The organism is Spiribacter sp. 2438, from assembly GCF_009676705.1.
GTDB lineage: Bacteria > Pseudomonadota > Gammaproteobacteria > Nitrococcales > Nitrococcaceae > Spiribacter.
This window is the reverse complement of record NZ_CP046046.1, coordinates 146,116-161,280: the sequence shown is the minus strand read 5'-3', so window position 1 is coordinate 161,280 and position 15,165 is coordinate 146,116. Positions and strand designations below refer to the sequence as shown.

Genomic DNA, 15,165 nt, shown 5'->3' with positions numbered 1-15,165 from the left:
GTTCCGGCAGTGGAACATGTCAGCAGTTTACAGAAGCGGGCGCCTTGCTGGGCGATCCTCGCACCTCTTCGCATTGAATCGGAGCCCGAGTGGCGAAACGCAAGCGCAAGAAACGCCAACACTACCCGGCCCATCCGGCACACCCGTACAACTGGGGCCAAAGCCTGACGGTTGCCGCGCTCTGGCTACTGGCTTGCCTGCCCTATCGCGCAGGCCTGCGGCTGGGCAGCGCATTGGGCGGAGCCGCCTATTACTTCGCCCGGGAACGGCGCGGGATCGTCCAGCGCAACCTGGAGCTGTGCTTCCCGGAGAAGTCCGCAACGGAGCGGGAGCAGCTGGCGCGGGACAACTTTCGGGCGTCGGGCTGTGCGGTGGTGGAGACCGCGCTGGGCTGGTTTGGCGGGGCACAGGTCACCCGTATCCCGGTCACGGTGCGCGGAGAGCGGCATCTGCGCGCTGCCTTTGAGCAGAATAAGCGGTTGATCCTGATGTCCGGGCACTTCATGTGCCTGGAGCTGATAGGGCGACTGCTCCCGGAACGTATCGCCATTAACGCGATGTACAAGCCCATGCGCAAAAAGCCGGTTCTGAACCGGGCAATGCTCATGGCTCGGCAACGCAACCTCACCGGCGCCACCTCCAAGGACGAAACCCGGGCCCTGTTGCGCAGCATCCGGGACGGGGTCCCCATCTGGTACGCCGGGGATCAGGACTACGGCCGCAAGCACAGCGTTTTCGCGCCGTTTTTCGGCGTGCCGGCCGCCACGATCACGGCCCTCAGCCGCATGGCCCGAATGGGCCGGGCCGCTGTCGTCCCCATGTTCTTCTTCCGCGAACCCGATGGCGGCTACCTCATCGAATTCCAACCCGCCCTGGACGGCTTTTCTTCAGGGGACGAGTTCGAGGACGCGAAGCGCATGAACGAGATCGTTGAAGATGCGGTGAGACGCTACCCGGAGCAGTATCTCTGGATGCATCGGCGGTTCAAGCGGCGGGAAGATCGCAAAGCCAGCCTCTACCGCTGAGCGGGGCCCTCGTCACCAAGCATCGCATTGAGGTAGCGGCGCGCCGCCAGAGAAGCCTCATGCTCCCGGGTAAGCGCGATCAAACGCTCGGCGCCGGGCGGCTTTTCCAACATGCTCCCCAGGGCATTGGCCAGTGCTTCATGGTCGCCCACGGCCACCAGAGCCCGATCACCCAGAGGCGCGAGGATTTCGCCCGGACCGCTGGGACAGTCCGTGGATACCACCGGCGTGCCGCAGGCCAATGCCTCAACAATGACTGCCGAGGCGCCCTCCCGCCGGGAGCTCAATGCGAACACGGCAGCCTGCTTCATGTACGGGTAGGGGTTTTCGACATGACCGACAAAATCCACATCCGAGGAAATGCCGAGCTCCGTGGCCAGCGCCTGCAGTTCTTCCCGTTCCTTCCCCTCGCCCAGTAAGACGAGTTTGCACTCCAAATCCTGCCTGAGTGCCGAAAAAGCCCGCAGCAAAGTCGAAAAATCCTTCCTTGGCTCCAGCGAGCCTGCAGCGACGATCACCGGCACACCACCCGGCGAGAACCAGGGATGTTCCAGGGGCGTATTGGAAGCGACATGGAAAGCTTGATTGATGATCGGATTGCGAATCACATGCAGTCGCTGCGGGTCGACACCCGCAATGCGGACCAGGTCCTCCCCCACACCCTGAGAAGGCGCAATCACGGCGTCTGCCCCCGGGTACCAGCGGCGCATCGACCGATACAGCCTGATTGCCCGGCGCGACCCCAGCGCCGCCTGCTGGGCCGACAGGGACATCCCCATGCGAATCGACAGTCGCACCGGACAGCCGGAAACCCGCCGCGCCAGCAGTGCGGCGCGGTTCAGCGGATGATTGGCGGTAAGAAGGGCCTGCGGACGACGCTGACGCAGGTATTTGATCAGGGGGAAAAGAACCAGCTTTTTGGTGCTCACCGGCAATCGATGAACGGTGAGGCCATCCGCCGGCGGGGTCTCAACCACCGGGCCGTGGCCACCAATGGTCAGCAGCTCCAGGGACAATCCGAAATCAAGTAACTCGGGCAGCAGGTTGGCGACCACCCGATCCACGCCACTGTGCCCCGAGGTAGCGAAGAGCAGGGTCACGGGGCGGCGGTGGGTTTGCACCTCAGGCTTCCTGGAACTGGCGGCCATGCAGGGCGGCATAACGCCCATTCTGAGCCAGCAGGTGCTCGTGGTCTCCGGACTCGACGATCCGCCCGCCATCCAGCACCAGTATCCGGTCGGCATCTTCAATGGTCGAGAGGCGGTGAGCGATCACCAAAGTCGTGCGGGAACGCATGAGTCGCTCCAACGCCTCATGGATCACTTGCTCGGATTCGGAATCCAGCGCCGAGGTGGCTTCGTCGAGGATGAGGATCGGGGCGTCCTTAATCAGGGCGCGGGCGATAGCAATGCGCTGCCGCTGCCCCCCGGAGAGCATGACACCGTTTTCTCCGACGTAGGTGCCAAAGCCCTCCGGCAATGCCCTGATGAAGTCCAGCGCGTTGGCAGACTCCGCGGCCTCCTCAAGCTGATCCAAAGGAGGTTTGCTTGCCATGCCATAGGCAATGTTATTGGCGATGGTGTCATTGAACAGCACAACGTGCTGGGTGACTACCGCAATCTGGGCTCTCAGATCTTTCAAGGGATAATCCTGGATAGGTCGATCATCCAGCAGAATACGGCCGTCGGTGGGTTCATAGAAACGTGGCAACAGGGCGGCGATGGTGGATTTACCGCCTCCCGAGCGTCCGACCAAGGCAACCGTCTCACCAGGACGCACCTCAAAACTGATGTCCTTCAGGACGTCCGACGGACTTGACTCGTAATGAAAAAAAACATGATCGAAGACCACATGGGCATCGGCTCGCTGCAGGGGTATGGCGCCCTCATCGCGCTCGGGCTCCAGATCCAGCGTCTCGAATAGGCTCTCGCCGGCCGCAATGGCCTTCTGGATCTCGGAGTTCACCTTCACGATGCGTTTCAGCGGCGCCATCATCAGGGCGGTCGCGGTAATAAAGGATAGGATTCCTCCCGGGCTGACCGCCTCCATCACCACCTCCGTGGTCGCGAGGAACAGAACGGTTGCCAGGGCAAGGACAGCAATAAATTGCACCAGCGGCTGGCTCATCGCCTTGACCATTGTGTAGCGAAGCATCTGCTTCTTGTGTCGTTCATTGACACGACGGAACCGTTCCGCCTCATAGCGGGCCGCACCGAACACTTTGACCTCAGTGTGCCCACGAAGGGTATCCTCGGCTACCTGACCCAGTCCGCCGACAGCGTTCTGCATGCGCCTCGCGATCTTGCGAAAGCGCTTGTTAGCCCAGAGGATAATGCCGCCGATCAGTGGCGCCAGTGTAAAAAACACCAATGCCAACCAGCCGGCGAGGAAAATCATGTATCCAATCAGAAAGAGGATGGTAAAAGCGTCTCGAACCAGCGTGACAACCGCCTTGGATGCCGCTGCCGCAACTTGATTAACATTATAAGTGAGCTTCGCCTTCAAAAACCCGAGCGAGCCCTTGTCGAAATAACTGGCCGGTAGGACCAGATACTTCTCAAAGACGTCCTGACGCATGTCAGCGACGACGTTCCGCCCCACCCATGCCACGGTGTAATCCGAGGCGAACATCGTCAATCCGTGGAACAGGAAGATGCCGACCAGCGCTGCCGGCACCCAGAACTGCGCCTGAGGATCCTGCTCAATGAAAGTCCCATCGACGAGGGGCTGCACGATCCACGCGAAGGCCGCCTGACCGGCGGCAGCAAGAATCATCGCAATGACGGCGAGAACGGCGAGCCGCCAGTAGGGCACGACATACGCAAGAATGCGTCGGTATATCAGCAGCGAACCAGCTGCCGTGATTGCCCGACCGCCGGCAGACTCGACGTCGACCCTGGTTTGATTGGCTGTTTCCATGGGCCGGAAGGGTAACACTCAACCTTACGGCAAAAGCGATTTCTGTTTCTGAATACTGAGCTCCGCCCAACCTGCGTGACCACGCTCTACCAAGCGGCTATCCTGCTAATGGCCTCATACTCCGGTAAAAGCGTCATGAACGGACAATCCCAATGAGCAGATCAACCGCCGGCCTGGCCGGGTCAGTGCGAGAGGTGCCACGTGGCTCGCTCCGCTACTGGGCCCTCGGCTGCCTTTACTTGTTTGCATTCATCCCACCGCAGAGCATCGCTCTCGGTCAGCTTTCCCAACTGGCAATGCTGATCGTGGCGGTAATAATCGGCTTCCGGCATCGTCACCTGATGTCCGGCTCGGTTTTATTATGGATCGGCGTTGCTTATGTGCTCTACGTGCTCGGGCGGGGCGTCATCGCTGCATTTCTCGAACAGCCCGAGCTGACCATTGCGCATCTGGACGGCACCAGCAGCTGGGCAAGAACCATCGTACTGCCCACCATTATTTTCGGTCTGGTGTTACTGGCAACCGGTAATTGGGCCCGCCATGCCACCGGCGCCATCGTTGCGCTGGTACTCGGCGTCCTGGCCTTCGAAGTCCTGCCAGCATGGTCCTGGAATGAACTGACTGCGGCGCTACAAGGGTCCAGTCGTTACATATTTGGGATGGGACACTCGAGATCAGGGTTTTTGATTGGGGCCGCCCTGATTCTCGCCCTGGGGTTTGCCCCGGCACTCGTCAGCGGGCTCTCAAATAATGGGTCAGCGACCCGCTCCGGTGCGAAATACCTGCGGTTCTTTCTATGGGTGATGATCATCACCGTTCTGCTGATAGCTTTGTTTGCCACGAAGACCCGAACAGCCTGGTTTGCCGTCCTTCCTGCCACGTTCGTTGTTGTGCTGGCGGCTGCCTGGATTTACCGGGACCGGTTATTCAAGCCGCAGGCACTTATTGGGATGCTGGCCTTAGTGATGCTCGTCGCCGGGGTGATCGTCGCAGGCTGGGGAGAGCTGGAACGCCGATTGACCTCAGCCGGGGAAGGCATGCAACAAACCCTGCAAATGCAAAGCCTTGCCGATGCGTGGGAGCTTGAAGACCGGAATGTCGGTGCTCGCGTCGCCTACAAAGTCTTCGCGATCCAGCTCTGGGTCGACCGGCCTCTCGCTGGGTGGGGGCCCGCAGAGCCCTATTACCTGATGGATAAACGCCCGATACCGCCGCTGCTGGAGGGACGTTCGGGACACTTCCACGACGCTCATGTTGAGATTTTGGCGCGCCTAGGCTTGACAGGCTGGCTACTCATCATGGCGTTTGTGGCTTGTCTGATGTTCGAAGCTTTCAGGATGATCGCAGGAAATGGGCGAAACAAAGCGCTTTCATCCATGCTCGCACTGACAGGCATAGGGTTCGCAGTCCTGATGCTCGTCTGGATGCTGGGAACACATCAGATCACACGGTTTCAATCCTCCCACGTAATCGCAGTATTCTTGGGGCCAATTTGCGCCAGCCATTTCCAGCGACTGGTTCAAGCCAGCGAGTAACCGAATGATCAGTCAGGGGGTGGCGCAGTGAGTAACACACGGGTGGCGATACTGGCGCCATGCAAGCGCTGGGGGGGCATAGAGCGTAAGCTATTGATCCTTTGCAGGGAGTTTTTAGCGCTCGGCGTGCAGCCAGAGCTCTTGCTTCCGCGGGGAGGGGTCATCCCCTATCCCGACGAATTCCCCGCCGATGTCAGGGTCACGGATCTCAATAGCGGCGGCAAGCTAAGTAGCATCACAAAGCTCATTCGGCATCTAAAAACCGACCCTCCCGCCGCATTGCTGACGGCGAAAGACCATTCCGCAAAAGCCGCTATCCTGGCCAGCACGTTCGGGCGACTCGATATTCCGGTCTATGTCAAAATGACCAATACTCCCAGCCAGACTCTCAGACGCCGCTTCAAACGATTGTCTGCTCGAGCTCTCTATCCTTATGCCAATCGTCTAATCGCCTTGTCCGAGGGAGTACGCGACGACCTTGTTTCCTATATGAGCGTCCCCGCCGACAAGATTGAAGTCATTTACAACCCCACCGTTACGCCCTGCATACCGGAGCGGGCGAGCCAACCGGTTTCCCACCCATGGCTGCAGGGTGATGGCCCCCCAGTCATTATGGGAGCTGGGCGGCTCACCACGCAAAAGGACTTCGCAACCCTAATCTCAGCGTTCGCACAGCTTCGCCAAGAACGCGCTGCCCGTTTGATGATTCTTGGTGACGGCCCGTTGCATCAGTCGCTGCTGCAAGAGGCAGAGGCGCTTGGCGTAGGGGAAGACGTCTCGCTGCCTGGATATATCCCGGACCCCATTCCCTATCTGGCTCGAGCTTCGCTATTTGCTCTGTCTTCCCGGTATGAAGGACTCGGCAACGTATTGATAGAAGCACTTGCTACCGGCACGCCAGCTGTTTCCACCAATTGCCCCTCAGGCCCGGACGAAATCTTGATGCGTGGCCGGATCGGCCCACTGGTACCCGTTGGCAATTGCGGCGCTATGGCGCGTGCCATGGCTCAAACCCTGGAGGCCCCCCCCAGTCCCGAACTGCTGCGCGAGGGATTGCTTCGCTTCCGAAGTGACGAGGTTGCGAGACGCTACCTCAAGGTGATGGGCTTGGCTGTTCAGTAGCCCGACCCACCATTGCTGCCCTCACGCACAGTCAGGCTGAAATTGGTAGCCAAACGCCTCTATCTCGTGATGGTAGATTCGCTCCACTCGCTCCCGGTCACCGCGTTCATAGTATCTATGCCAGGGAACTGGATAATCGCGGCGCTTCTCGGACGCCGTTAATGCTAACCCTGGCAATCCAATGCGCTGCCCGACATTTTCAAAGTCATCGGCAATATTTTCGTACCGGCCAATAAAATCCACAGCAACTTGATTATCAATGGTGTACATCGGCCAGTTGTCATATTTTGAACGGCCATGGTGATCTTCACCGATTTTCTCGAGCCTAAGCAGAAAGCTGGAGAATGAAATCGAATCCGAAGAATTACGGCACAGATATAAATAATCAGAAACTGCCCGTTCGAATGGGTTGCGTACGAAACAGAACTTGAAATACCTTTCCCACTCCGTTGGAAAGGCTGACTTCACCTCTTTCGCGGGCGGATGCCCCGATGAAGACAGACCATACCTGCGCTTGTGACGGCGTTTCACGGCCTTGTTCAGGGAGTCCCGCCAGCTACGACCTCGGAGAGCGCCGCTAGCAAGCTCACGAACACCGTCGCGGCTGAGAGCCTCCCGCAGTATTCTCGGCTCCGTGAACCACTCGCCGCTCCAGACCTCCTGCAAGCTCCCCAGCATCAAATCCTCTGGGCTGAGGTAGGGGGCCAGACAGACCTTCATGGAACTACCCGCCACTTTACGGCAATGGATAAATATGAACTGGTTCTGATGACTGATGATCATATGCCCCGGCCTTCCTGATAACCGCGTTCTGCTCGGTGTCTTTTCTGAGATTCGTCTTAGTTATATGATGCGTGTTCGCTTAGATTGCTGGAGCGTTTTTATGCACCTATCGAGGTGGATGGATGAACTGAGTAACCCTTTGCTCCGCTCCCTCGATGGTCGCGTCAGGCGATGGCGCGTGAACAGCCGGATTCTCGTATCAGAGAACAACCGGTTTGTCTTTTTCCGAGTCCCGAAAGCGGGGCACTCTACGGTCTGCCGCACCTTGGTGTACTATGACAGAAGTTTGGATGAAGGTGTACGTCAGACGTTTCTAGCTCGGTTGGACCGGTCCGTTCCTTACCCGCACCCCCGTGAAATCGGCTACATTTCGGCTCGGCGTGCATTGCGGACCCACTATTTGTTCACCTTCGTTCGCAACCCCTACCGACGGGTTCTCTCTGCTTACCTCGACAAGGTCGCCAGAGGCAAGAAGGCCGCTAAAAACCTGAAGTACGGGTGCACCGGCAATGGACAGCTTAAGTTCCATGAATTTCTGGACCAACTGAAGGGTCCCACACTGTTCAATGGCCCTCACTGGTGCCCACAGGTCGCCCTACTGCCGCAGAACCGAGGCAAGCTGGACTTTATCGGCCGCCTGGAAAGAATCGATACTGATCTCGAGCACCTGGTGCAAAAGATCTTCAACCGCCCATTGAGCGAGGGGGTTCAAAGTTGGGACATACACCGAACTCGATCGGAAGAAGACTTCGCTCATTATTACGATACAACAGCCATTGAAACCGTCTATAACCTCTATCGGGAGGATTTCCTGGCGTTCGGCTATCGCCGCGACCCTGACTTTTCCCAATGAGGATGGCCACTTGATCAAGTAGGAATTCGGCCCCTGAAGTTTCCAAACCGTCTGCAGGGTGAAACTTTTAAAATTTGGCGAGGTGAGGCGATTGAAGATAGCGAAGAAAATACACCGACAAAAGGAATCCCTCCGGGTGCGAATGGCAGCTTTCTCAACATCTCTACCAATTAATCGTGATACCAGCAAACATCTTTTGATTTACCCAGAACACAATCTGGTATATAACAGGATAAAAAAGGCCGCAAACTCCTCTATCCTCATGTATAACCTCGAGGTCATAAGACATAACATTGGAATCTCTACTTTAACCTTTCCGAGATATCGAAAGGCCAAAAACGAAGCGCGCGCCCTAGGGAAAGATTTCAGGGAATTAGGAGTACGGGAACTCGCGAAACTCCGCCAAAGTATCAAATACACTGTAGTCCGTAACCCCTACACGCGGGTTCTTTCTGCATTCAGGCAAAAGGTCGCCATTAGGGCGATGGAAGAAAACAATTCCTACCGAGGAACCCCCGGCTACGCTGACGACTCCGCTCAAGGCTTTCGGGAATTCGTTAACTTTCTCGAAAACGCTGGACTGTATAAAAACCGCCACTGGTGGCCTCAGATAGACTTATTGGCGATACCGCCTGAGTATTTCGACTTTATAGTTCACGTAGAAAGGCTGGCCAGCGAGCTTCCTCAAGTGTACAAAGGAGCTGGGCTCTCAATTCCAGCCTCAATGGATTTCTCAAAGCCACACAAAGCCGAAAAAACTGACCAACGCAAGATCACTAGCAGTAGCAAGCTCGTTGAAGCCTATTACGACGAAGACCTTCTGAACCGCGTCGCCAACCTTTATGCTAGCGACTTTGAGAGCTTCGGATATTCCCGCGACCCAGACTCAGACATCGGCATCTGACAATAACCAGATTTGCGCCGGGGGCGGCTGCTGGCCTACCCGCTCTAGTCATAACTCGTCATCAATCATCGATCTGGATGCTCCAACTTAGAACACTTCCGGGGAGTAACCAAAACAAAAATCATTGGGGTATAGCGTTTCAGCGACTAACCTTCTCTCTCGATTTGTATAAAGCTCTTCCACATAACAATCTGCGCTGGTTTTATGATGCTGACGTATCGCCATCTTCACCGAGCGATTATACAATTGACTAGTCAATCTTCTTATATCAATCGACAACGTTTCAAAATAGCCGATAAAATCCATCTGTTGCGGCTCCAAGGGACAAATATCGCTTTGTGGAATCCAGTGAATATCGGCATAGAGCCCACCATCGTTTAAATAGTCACAGAAACCCGCAAAGCTCGTATTTGGCGTGAGCCCATACCGATAGGATTTTTCTTTGTCTTTAATAGAGTACAGGTAGGCGGACGCAAGCCGGTTAAAAGGGTTTCGGACAAAAATAGCTTTCGTATAATTCCCAAAAACAATATCAACTTCTTGCTTCTTAAGCCGGGACGGAGTGGTGAATATTTTCTTCATGTCCTGCTTACGCATCAAGGATTGACGCGACTCAGGGCTCATCTTCTCCGCCTCTTCAGGCAACGTATCGTCCTCCAATATCCAAAGTGTATTCAGTATGGTGGTATTTGCACACTTAGGCACCCGAACGAACAAATATTGGTGTTTATGACTAACCATTATTCGCGAATCTATAGTCGGTATGTTAGCGGAAGAATAAATCGGGCGGTTCGCTCTCCGCAGTGCACAGCGGCGGTAGAATGGTTTGCACGAATAGCGGAAGGACTGAAATACGCGAGATAGTGATTTTTGGGAACCTCTCATGCCTGCCGCCCTCTGGAAAACCAGTAACAGCTAATTACTTCCACACCCCGCTCTGCTGGCTGATCCATGGATACCTCAATGACATTGCCTGCGCGATGACCGATTGCGTGGGAAATTCGATCATTCACAGCGAGGGAGCGCTCGACCATACTATGGAACCGATTCCCCTCGCCGTCACGGGCGTTCAGCCGCTCCTGAATAAGCTCTGGTGGGGCGGTGAGCACAACCGTCAGTGATGGCAATGGCATTCGGTTCACGTAGTCTTCAACAACACGATCCGAGTTGCCTTCAGCGAGGCTAATCGCGCGCTGTACTATGCCTTCGTCGAATAGCACCACACCATGCCCCGGCAGCCTTTCAGCGCATCGGATCGCCGCCACCTGACGGATAAAGCTCTGGATGCGCTCCAGGACCAACGCCGGGGGTTCAGTGGATTCGGCAAATGCCGAGATTGTGCTTGCCAGAAGATCGGGCCAGGGATCTGGCGCATACCGCAATCGTTTAAGTTCCCACCGTACCATGGCCTTCTCAAAGCGGTGCCGCATCCATCGCTCACCGGCATGGCGCCCATAGAGCCACTCCGTGAAGCGTCGGTGCCCCTTGGCCTCGAAGTGGGAGAGCAAGGGCAATCTCCGTGCTGTCATGGCGTCGGGCAACGTATCGGCCAGCACCCTCAGCAGAGTTGTTTTACCAACGCCAGGCGGCCCGACCAGTTCGATCCTCAACATGACGGACGACCTGACTCGCAATCGGCCTGCACTTTTTGAACCGCTTTCACCAGCTTCTCCTGCCGCCTGTGTGCCGGGCCATCGGCGAACTGGGGCCGGAAAGCATGACAAACCGCTACGGCCAGCAGATAGGGTATGCGCAGCTCCGGCCAGAAGCGCTCTCCGGCAGCTTGCCACACGGCCATCAACTCATTATCAAAAAGCCCTGAAAGGTACCGGCGGCGGAGGTGTTGATTAACCTCTTCCGATCCGCGAAGGATGGAAAGGGCATCGAAAAAGAAGGGTTGAGCCTCAACCCGCTCAACATCAATCACCACCAGATCGCCCTCTTCAGTGACTATGAGATTGCCGTTATGAGCATCACCGTGACTGCGCAGCAACGGCGCCCCGTCCAGTATTTCCACCAGTTCATCGTGCCAAAAGGACAGCAATTGATGGACCTGGGGCGGCGAACTCCAACTGTCCAGCTCATTGAACCAGCCTTTTGTCTCCAGGCGGCCCTCGCAGCGCGTCGCATTCACAGCACAGCAACCCAGAAATTTTCGGTATATCGGAACCCACCGGTTCGACGCCGCGTCCCGGAGAATCCTGCCACTCACGAAGTCCTCACGCACACCGAACCAGCCCGGCAACTCAACGGGCACTGTTTCTGCTGCGGGGCATGGGAATGCTGGCCGCAGCCACCGACTGTTGGTCATCAGCCGATCAACTTCGCCCTGGTCACGGTAGAGACGAAGGACATGGTCGCGCCCCTCGCCCAATAAAATCAGACAGCCACTGCGCCGAATGACAGTGTCATACCCGGGCCCACTGGAAGGCGGTCCAGTGATACGGAACCGGCGCGGGTGCAGCCGCCAGTTATCGGAATCTGTCACCAATCGGCGGGCCGCCCCTTCCTCAAGCCAATAATCACCTGCTTGCAGCAGCGGAGTCGCCTCGCTCAGGGCCCGCCGAAGTCTCCACCACGCCTTCAGCACTAAGACCCCCCGCCAGAGACTGACGATTGGTCTCCGTGGCTCGCAATTCCCAGCCCGAAGTAGTCCAGATAATTGCGGGCTGCCGTCTCAGCCATGAATGGTGCTACTGCCTCCTCGGTGCGATAGATCGGGCCATCGCCGCGCAGGGTGGTGAGCAGGCCGTCGGCCAGGGCCACCGGATCCTGCATCGGCACCAGGATGCCGTAGCGGCCGTCGGCGAGGATCTCACGCGGACCGCTGGGGCAGTCGGTGGAGACAACCGGTGTACCGAGGCCTAGGGCCTCGAGCAAAACATTCACCAACCCCTCCCAGCGGGACGACAACGCAAAGACATCAGCCTTTGCCATCCACGGATACGGGTTCGCCTGAAACCCGGCAAAACAAACGTGCTCGAGAATCTTCAGTTCTCGAGCCAGCGCCTCCAGTGCCTCGGACTCACGCCCGCCACCAACGATGACCAATCGTGCCGGCCGCTCCTCGAGTACGAGCGCAAAAGCACGCAGCAGGTTTGCGTAGTCCTTCTGGGGTACTAACCGGCCGACGGTGACAATCACCGGGCGGTCGCGATGATCGCCAAACCACGGATGCTCCAGAGGCTCCTCCGCACGCTTCAGCGCCTGTGGAGAGACCGAACCACTGTATATCCGGGTCACTTCTACGCCTTTGAGGCCCACGGTGTTTAACAGGTCCTCCCGCACACCATCGGAAACGGCGATCACGCCATCTGAGCGCGGATAAAAATGACAAATCTGCCGAAATTTTCTGGCCCGGCGACGCGGTTCCTGAGACAGTTTCTCGGATTCGCCAAAAGTGTTGGGCACGCTGAGATAGCGGTGGCTGGTTACACCCGGCAGCCGCCAGGTGCCCGCCAGAACCAGATTGCTGATGTGGTTCACCGAGAGCACCACCCTGGGTCGACGGCGGCGCATATAGGACCACAGGGCGAAACTGCTCGCCAATTTGCCCTGCGTGCCCAACTGAACGAATCCCACCGATTTAGGGACCTCGTCAGGGTAGAATTTCACGCCGTCACGATAGGTCACCAGTTCTACGTTCAGCCCCCAGTGCACCCATGAGTGGATCTGGTTGAGCAAGCGCCGGTTGGTCCCTCCCCACACGCGAAACGCGCCAAAAATGGCAATGTCGGGCGGACCCTCCAATTGCACTTCAGCCCCCTTCAAATTCGTAGCCAAGTTCAGCGATCTCCCGATGGCAAAGGCGGTCAATCAGGGCACGGTCAGCACGCGTCAGGATTTCACTGTAGTGCCGCTTGTCCTGCCGGTAACCGGATTTGGCCCGCCGCGCCGGCAGACTGATATCGCTTTTGACCCCCAACTCGGCGGCAAGGCTCGCCAAGTCAGCACTCAGGTTCTCATACCGCAAAACCCGATCAACCACGATTGTATTGCCAACAGCGTAATGTCCCCAGTTGCTAATCCAGTGGGGTTTATTACGCGCCATCCAGACCAGATACTCACTCAACTTGGGGAAGTTACTGCGCCCGCGCTCCTCCCAGCGGAGTTTCTGCCACCAATAACGAGAGACAGCCCGATCCCACGGGTTGCGCTCCACGGTAAAGCGATAGTAACGGGTCCATAGATCGTCGCCGAAATACCGGCGAATTTCCAAAGCCGTAGTATGAGGGCCAAATTCGGCTCGCTGACCTCTCAAAGCCAGTCGCCGCCATTCCTTGAGGCCCCGATGCGCCAGGATTGGCTTATGATGATTGACGGGCCCAACCCCGCCCTCCTGGCGGCGCAGTGCCTCTTCACCGCGCTTTGCACTCAAGGGGGTGATCACGTCATCCGGATCACAGGCCCTCGACAGACCGATCTCCAGACTTGAACCTGCCGTTTTGCGGGTTTTAATGAAGACAAATCGATGGCTGTGGCTGAGAATCATCAAACCGCTCCCTGCGGACTCCTCATGGAAACGCTACACGTTGCTATCCCGCGCGTCCCACCCAATAATGTGAAGTTGTTCATCCATCGAGGTCGCAGTGATGCAGCCCGGGCTCATGCAGAAATACTGGAAGCGTCTGCGCCGTCAATGGCTGATGCGCCGGGCAGACGTCCATATTGTCTCATTCCCCAAATGTGGACGGACCTGGCTGGTGCTCATGCTCGCCCAGGTCATTGAACGGCACCATGGAGTTCAGATCAATAACCCGCTCAAACTCCGACGCTACCGCAGCAGGGTGCCTGGCCTGCCGCTGATCCTGCAGCATCACGACGGCGGCCCCGAGTTCCAGCCCGTGGAGGCGCTGAACACCGACAAGTCCTTCTACCGTGGGCGTCAAGTGGTGTTTCTGGTGAGAGACCCACGCGACGTGACGTTGTCGGCGTACTACCAGAAGACCAAAAGAAACATTAACTTTAACGGCACCCTGCAGGATTACGTCTATGAACCCGTGGGGAGCATCGCCACCAACATCGCGTTCTACAACATCTGGGCGGAGAACCGGCAGGTGCCGGCTGACTTTCTGCTCATGACCTACGAGGATCTGCACGTCGATCCTGCGCGGGAACTTCGCCGTCTGGTGGACTTCGTCGGAATCCGCGACGTCAGCGACGAAACCATCAGCTCGGCAGTGGAGGCCTGCAGTTTCGAGAACATGCGCCGACTCGAGACCACCAATGCGCTGGGCAGCGGCCGTCTCGCCCCCAGAGATCCCGCCGATGAGAGCACCTACAAGACTCGCTCCGGAAAAATTGGTGGGTACGCGGAGGCCTTCGATCCAGCTGAAATCGAATACATGGATCGATTGATCGCCGACCGGCTCGACGACACCTACGCGGACTATAAGCGCTGATCCAACGCTTTCTGCGTCGCGATCATCAGCGACTCCGCCGTCGGTTTTCTCAGGCCCGTGGCGTGTCGGTGCCAGTCGGAGTGAATCCAGCGGACATCCGCCGTGACGCTGTCCAGTCCCAGCACCCGGGCCAGCACAAACCGATGATGGCCCTGCGAGACCTTGATGAACCCCCCGTCTCGCCCGATCGCCACACCAATCTGATCGCTGGCCGCCTCACTCCGATACCCGTCTCGCTGCATTGCGTCGCGCAGGGCCCTGTACTTGGACACGTAGCGGTGAACTCGCCTCTCTGCCCGGGCCATGGCCCCCGCCTGGCTGAGACCCCGCGCCTGGTAGTACTCTGCCAGCGGCTGCAGACCAGCGCCGGGATCAAAATCGCAGGCATGCAACGAGCGCAGAAGAATAAAAGTCGGATGCTGATCCGCCGGCGCAATCCGCCGATCCCAGCTACCATGACGCAGCCCGACACCAACGCCCAGGCCATTCATGACAAAAAGCGCTTTTTCCGCCACAGTTCGACGCCGAAAGAACACCGGCACCCACGCAGGTGAAATGACGATCTGATGATAGTCAGCCATGGGGGAAAGTATGACATGAGCCGGCATAGCCATTGGCCCGC

Annotated in this window: 15 protein-coding genes; 6 read left to right on the top strand and 9 right to left on the bottom strand. The window is 57.5% G+C overall.

The features are described from left to right. Positions 1-89: 89 nt before the first annotated feature. Positions 90-1,025 carry a lipid A biosynthesis acyltransferase gene (locus tag GJ672_RS00775; RefSeq protein WP_154295423.1) on the top strand — a complete coding sequence of 312 codons (936 nt, stop codon included), beginning with the start codon at positions 90-92 and terminating at the stop codon, positions 1,023-1,025. Here GJ672_RS00775 and GJ672_RS00770 read toward each other — a convergent pair. Continuing rightward, complete coding sequence (locus tag GJ672_RS00770; RefSeq protein ID WP_229381898.1) at positions 1,016-2,146, bottom strand: glycosyltransferase; 1,131 nt, start codon at positions 2,144-2,146, stop codon at positions 1,016-1,018. The two genes, GJ672_RS00775 and GJ672_RS00770, sit on opposite strands and share 10 nt — an antisense overlap. Before the next feature lies 1 nt (position 2,147). Further along, complete coding sequence (gene msbA / locus GJ672_RS00765; RefSeq protein ID WP_154295421.1) at positions 2,148-3,944, bottom strand: lipid A export permease/ATP-binding protein MsbA; 1,797 nt, start codon at positions 3,942-3,944, stop codon at positions 2,148-2,150. 239 nt (positions 3,945-4,183) lie between these two features. Here msbA and GJ672_RS00760 point away from each other — a divergent pair, with 239 nt between their 5' ends. Both GJ672_RS00760 and GJ672_RS00755 read left to right on the top strand, forming a co-directional pair. Then, positions 4,184-5,479 carry an O-antigen ligase gene (locus GJ672_RS00760; RefSeq protein ID WP_195759519.1) on the top strand — a complete coding sequence of 432 codons (1,296 nt, stop codon included), beginning with the start codon at positions 4,184-4,186 and terminating at the stop codon, positions 5,477-5,479. Between the two features lie 42 nt (positions 5,480-5,521). After that, positions 5,522-6,601 carry a glycosyltransferase gene (locus GJ672_RS00755; RefSeq protein ID WP_154295419.1) on the top strand — a complete coding sequence of 360 codons (1,080 nt, stop codon included), beginning with the start codon at positions 5,522-5,524 and terminating at the stop codon, positions 6,599-6,601. A gap of 21 nt (positions 6,602-6,622) precedes the next feature. Here the strand turns inward: GJ672_RS00755 and GJ672_RS00750 are convergent, their stop codons facing one another. Next, complete coding sequence (locus tag GJ672_RS00750; RefSeq protein ID WP_154295418.1) at positions 6,623-7,384, bottom strand: sulfotransferase family 2 domain-containing protein; 762 nt, start codon at positions 7,382-7,384, stop codon at positions 6,623-6,625. Positions 7,385-7,562: 178 nt separating this feature from the next. On the opposite strand from GJ672_RS00750, the gene GJ672_RS00745 reads away from it, so the two are divergent. Both GJ672_RS00745 and GJ672_RS00740 read left to right on the top strand, forming a co-directional pair. Further along, positions 7,563-8,237: a sulfotransferase family protein gene (locus tag GJ672_RS00745; protein ID WP_229381897.1), complete on the top strand. Its 675-nt coding sequence runs from the start codon at positions 7,563-7,565 to the stop codon at positions 8,235-8,237. Between the two features lie 91 nt (positions 8,238-8,328). Continuing rightward, entirely contained in the window at positions 8,329-9,141 is an 813-nt protein-coding gene (locus tag GJ672_RS00740) for a sulfotransferase family protein (protein ID WP_154295417.1), read from the top strand. 87 nt (positions 9,142-9,228) lie between these two features. On the opposite strand, the gene GJ672_RS00735 is transcribed toward GJ672_RS00740, so the two are convergent. The 5 genes from GJ672_RS00735 to GJ672_RS00715 all read right to left on the bottom strand — a co-directional run bounded on the left by GJ672_RS00735 (position 9,229) and on the right by GJ672_RS00715 (position 13,633). After that, entirely contained in the window at positions 9,229-9,882 is a 654-nt protein-coding gene (locus GJ672_RS00735) for a sulfotransferase family protein (protein WP_195759518.1), read from the bottom strand. Positions 9,883-10,022: 140 nt separating this feature from the next. Further along, positions 10,023-10,754, bottom strand: a complete 732-nt coding sequence (locus tag GJ672_RS00730) for an AAA family ATPase (RefSeq protein WP_154295415.1) — start codon at positions 10,752-10,754, stop codon at positions 10,023-10,025. Beyond that, a complete protein-coding gene (locus GJ672_RS00725) occupies positions 10,748-11,731 on the bottom strand; it encodes a phosphotransferase (RefSeq protein WP_154295414.1) in 984 nt (327 codons plus the stop codon). The genes GJ672_RS00730 and GJ672_RS00725 overlap by 7 nt, the downstream gene beginning before the upstream one ends. Next, positions 11,731-12,873 carry a glycosyltransferase gene (locus tag GJ672_RS00720; RefSeq protein WP_229381983.1) on the bottom strand — a complete coding sequence of 381 codons (1,143 nt, stop codon included), beginning with the start codon at positions 12,871-12,873 and terminating at the stop codon, positions 11,731-11,733. Before GJ672_RS00720 ends, GJ672_RS00725 begins: the two co-directional genes overlap by 1 nt. Before the next feature lie 25 nt (positions 12,874-12,898). Beyond that, entirely contained in the window at positions 12,899-13,633 is a 735-nt protein-coding gene (locus GJ672_RS00715) for a sulfotransferase family 2 domain-containing protein (RefSeq protein WP_154295413.1), read from the bottom strand. Positions 13,634-13,733: 100 nt separating this feature from the next. Here GJ672_RS00715 and GJ672_RS00710 point away from each other — a divergent pair, with 100 nt between their 5' ends. Next, positions 13,734-14,543: a sulfotransferase domain-containing protein gene (locus tag GJ672_RS00710; RefSeq protein ID WP_154295412.1), complete on the top strand. Its 810-nt coding sequence runs from the start codon at positions 13,734-13,736 to the stop codon at positions 14,541-14,543. Here GJ672_RS00710 and GJ672_RS00705 read toward each other — a convergent pair. Further along, positions 14,531-15,124: a hypothetical protein gene (locus GJ672_RS00705; protein WP_154295411.1), complete on the bottom strand. Its 594-nt coding sequence runs from the start codon at positions 15,122-15,124 to the stop codon at positions 14,531-14,533. The genes GJ672_RS00710 and GJ672_RS00705 overlap by 13 nt on opposite strands. Positions 15,125-15,165 lie beyond the last annotated feature (41 nt).

Coding starts and splice junctions, on each gene's coding strand:
- GJ672_RS00735 (WP_195759518.1), bottom strand. CDS start 9,882: ATGGTTAGTCATAAACACCAATATTTGTTCGTTCGGGTGCCTAAGTGT.
- GJ672_RS00715 (WP_154295413.1), bottom strand. CDS start 13,633: ATGATTCTCAGCCACAGCCATCGATTTGTCTTCATTAAAACCCGCAAA.
- msbA (WP_154295421.1), bottom strand. CDS start 3,944: ATGGAAACAGCCAATCAAACCAGGGTCGACGTCGAGTCTGCCGGCGGT.
- GJ672_RS00710 (WP_154295412.1), top strand. CDS start 13,734: ATGCAGCCCGGGCTCATGCAGAAATACTGGAAGCGTCTGCGCCGTCAA.
- GJ672_RS00730 (WP_154295415.1), bottom strand. CDS start 10,754: ATGTTGAGGATCGAACTGGTCGGGCCGCCTGGCGTTGGTAAAACAACT.
- GJ672_RS00705 (WP_154295411.1), bottom strand. CDS start 15,124: ATGGCTGACTATCATCAGATCGTCATTTCACCTGCGTGGGTGCCGGTG.
- GJ672_RS00750 (WP_154295418.1), bottom strand. CDS start 7,384: ATGATCATCAGTCATCAGAACCAGTTCATATTTATCCATTGCCGTAAA.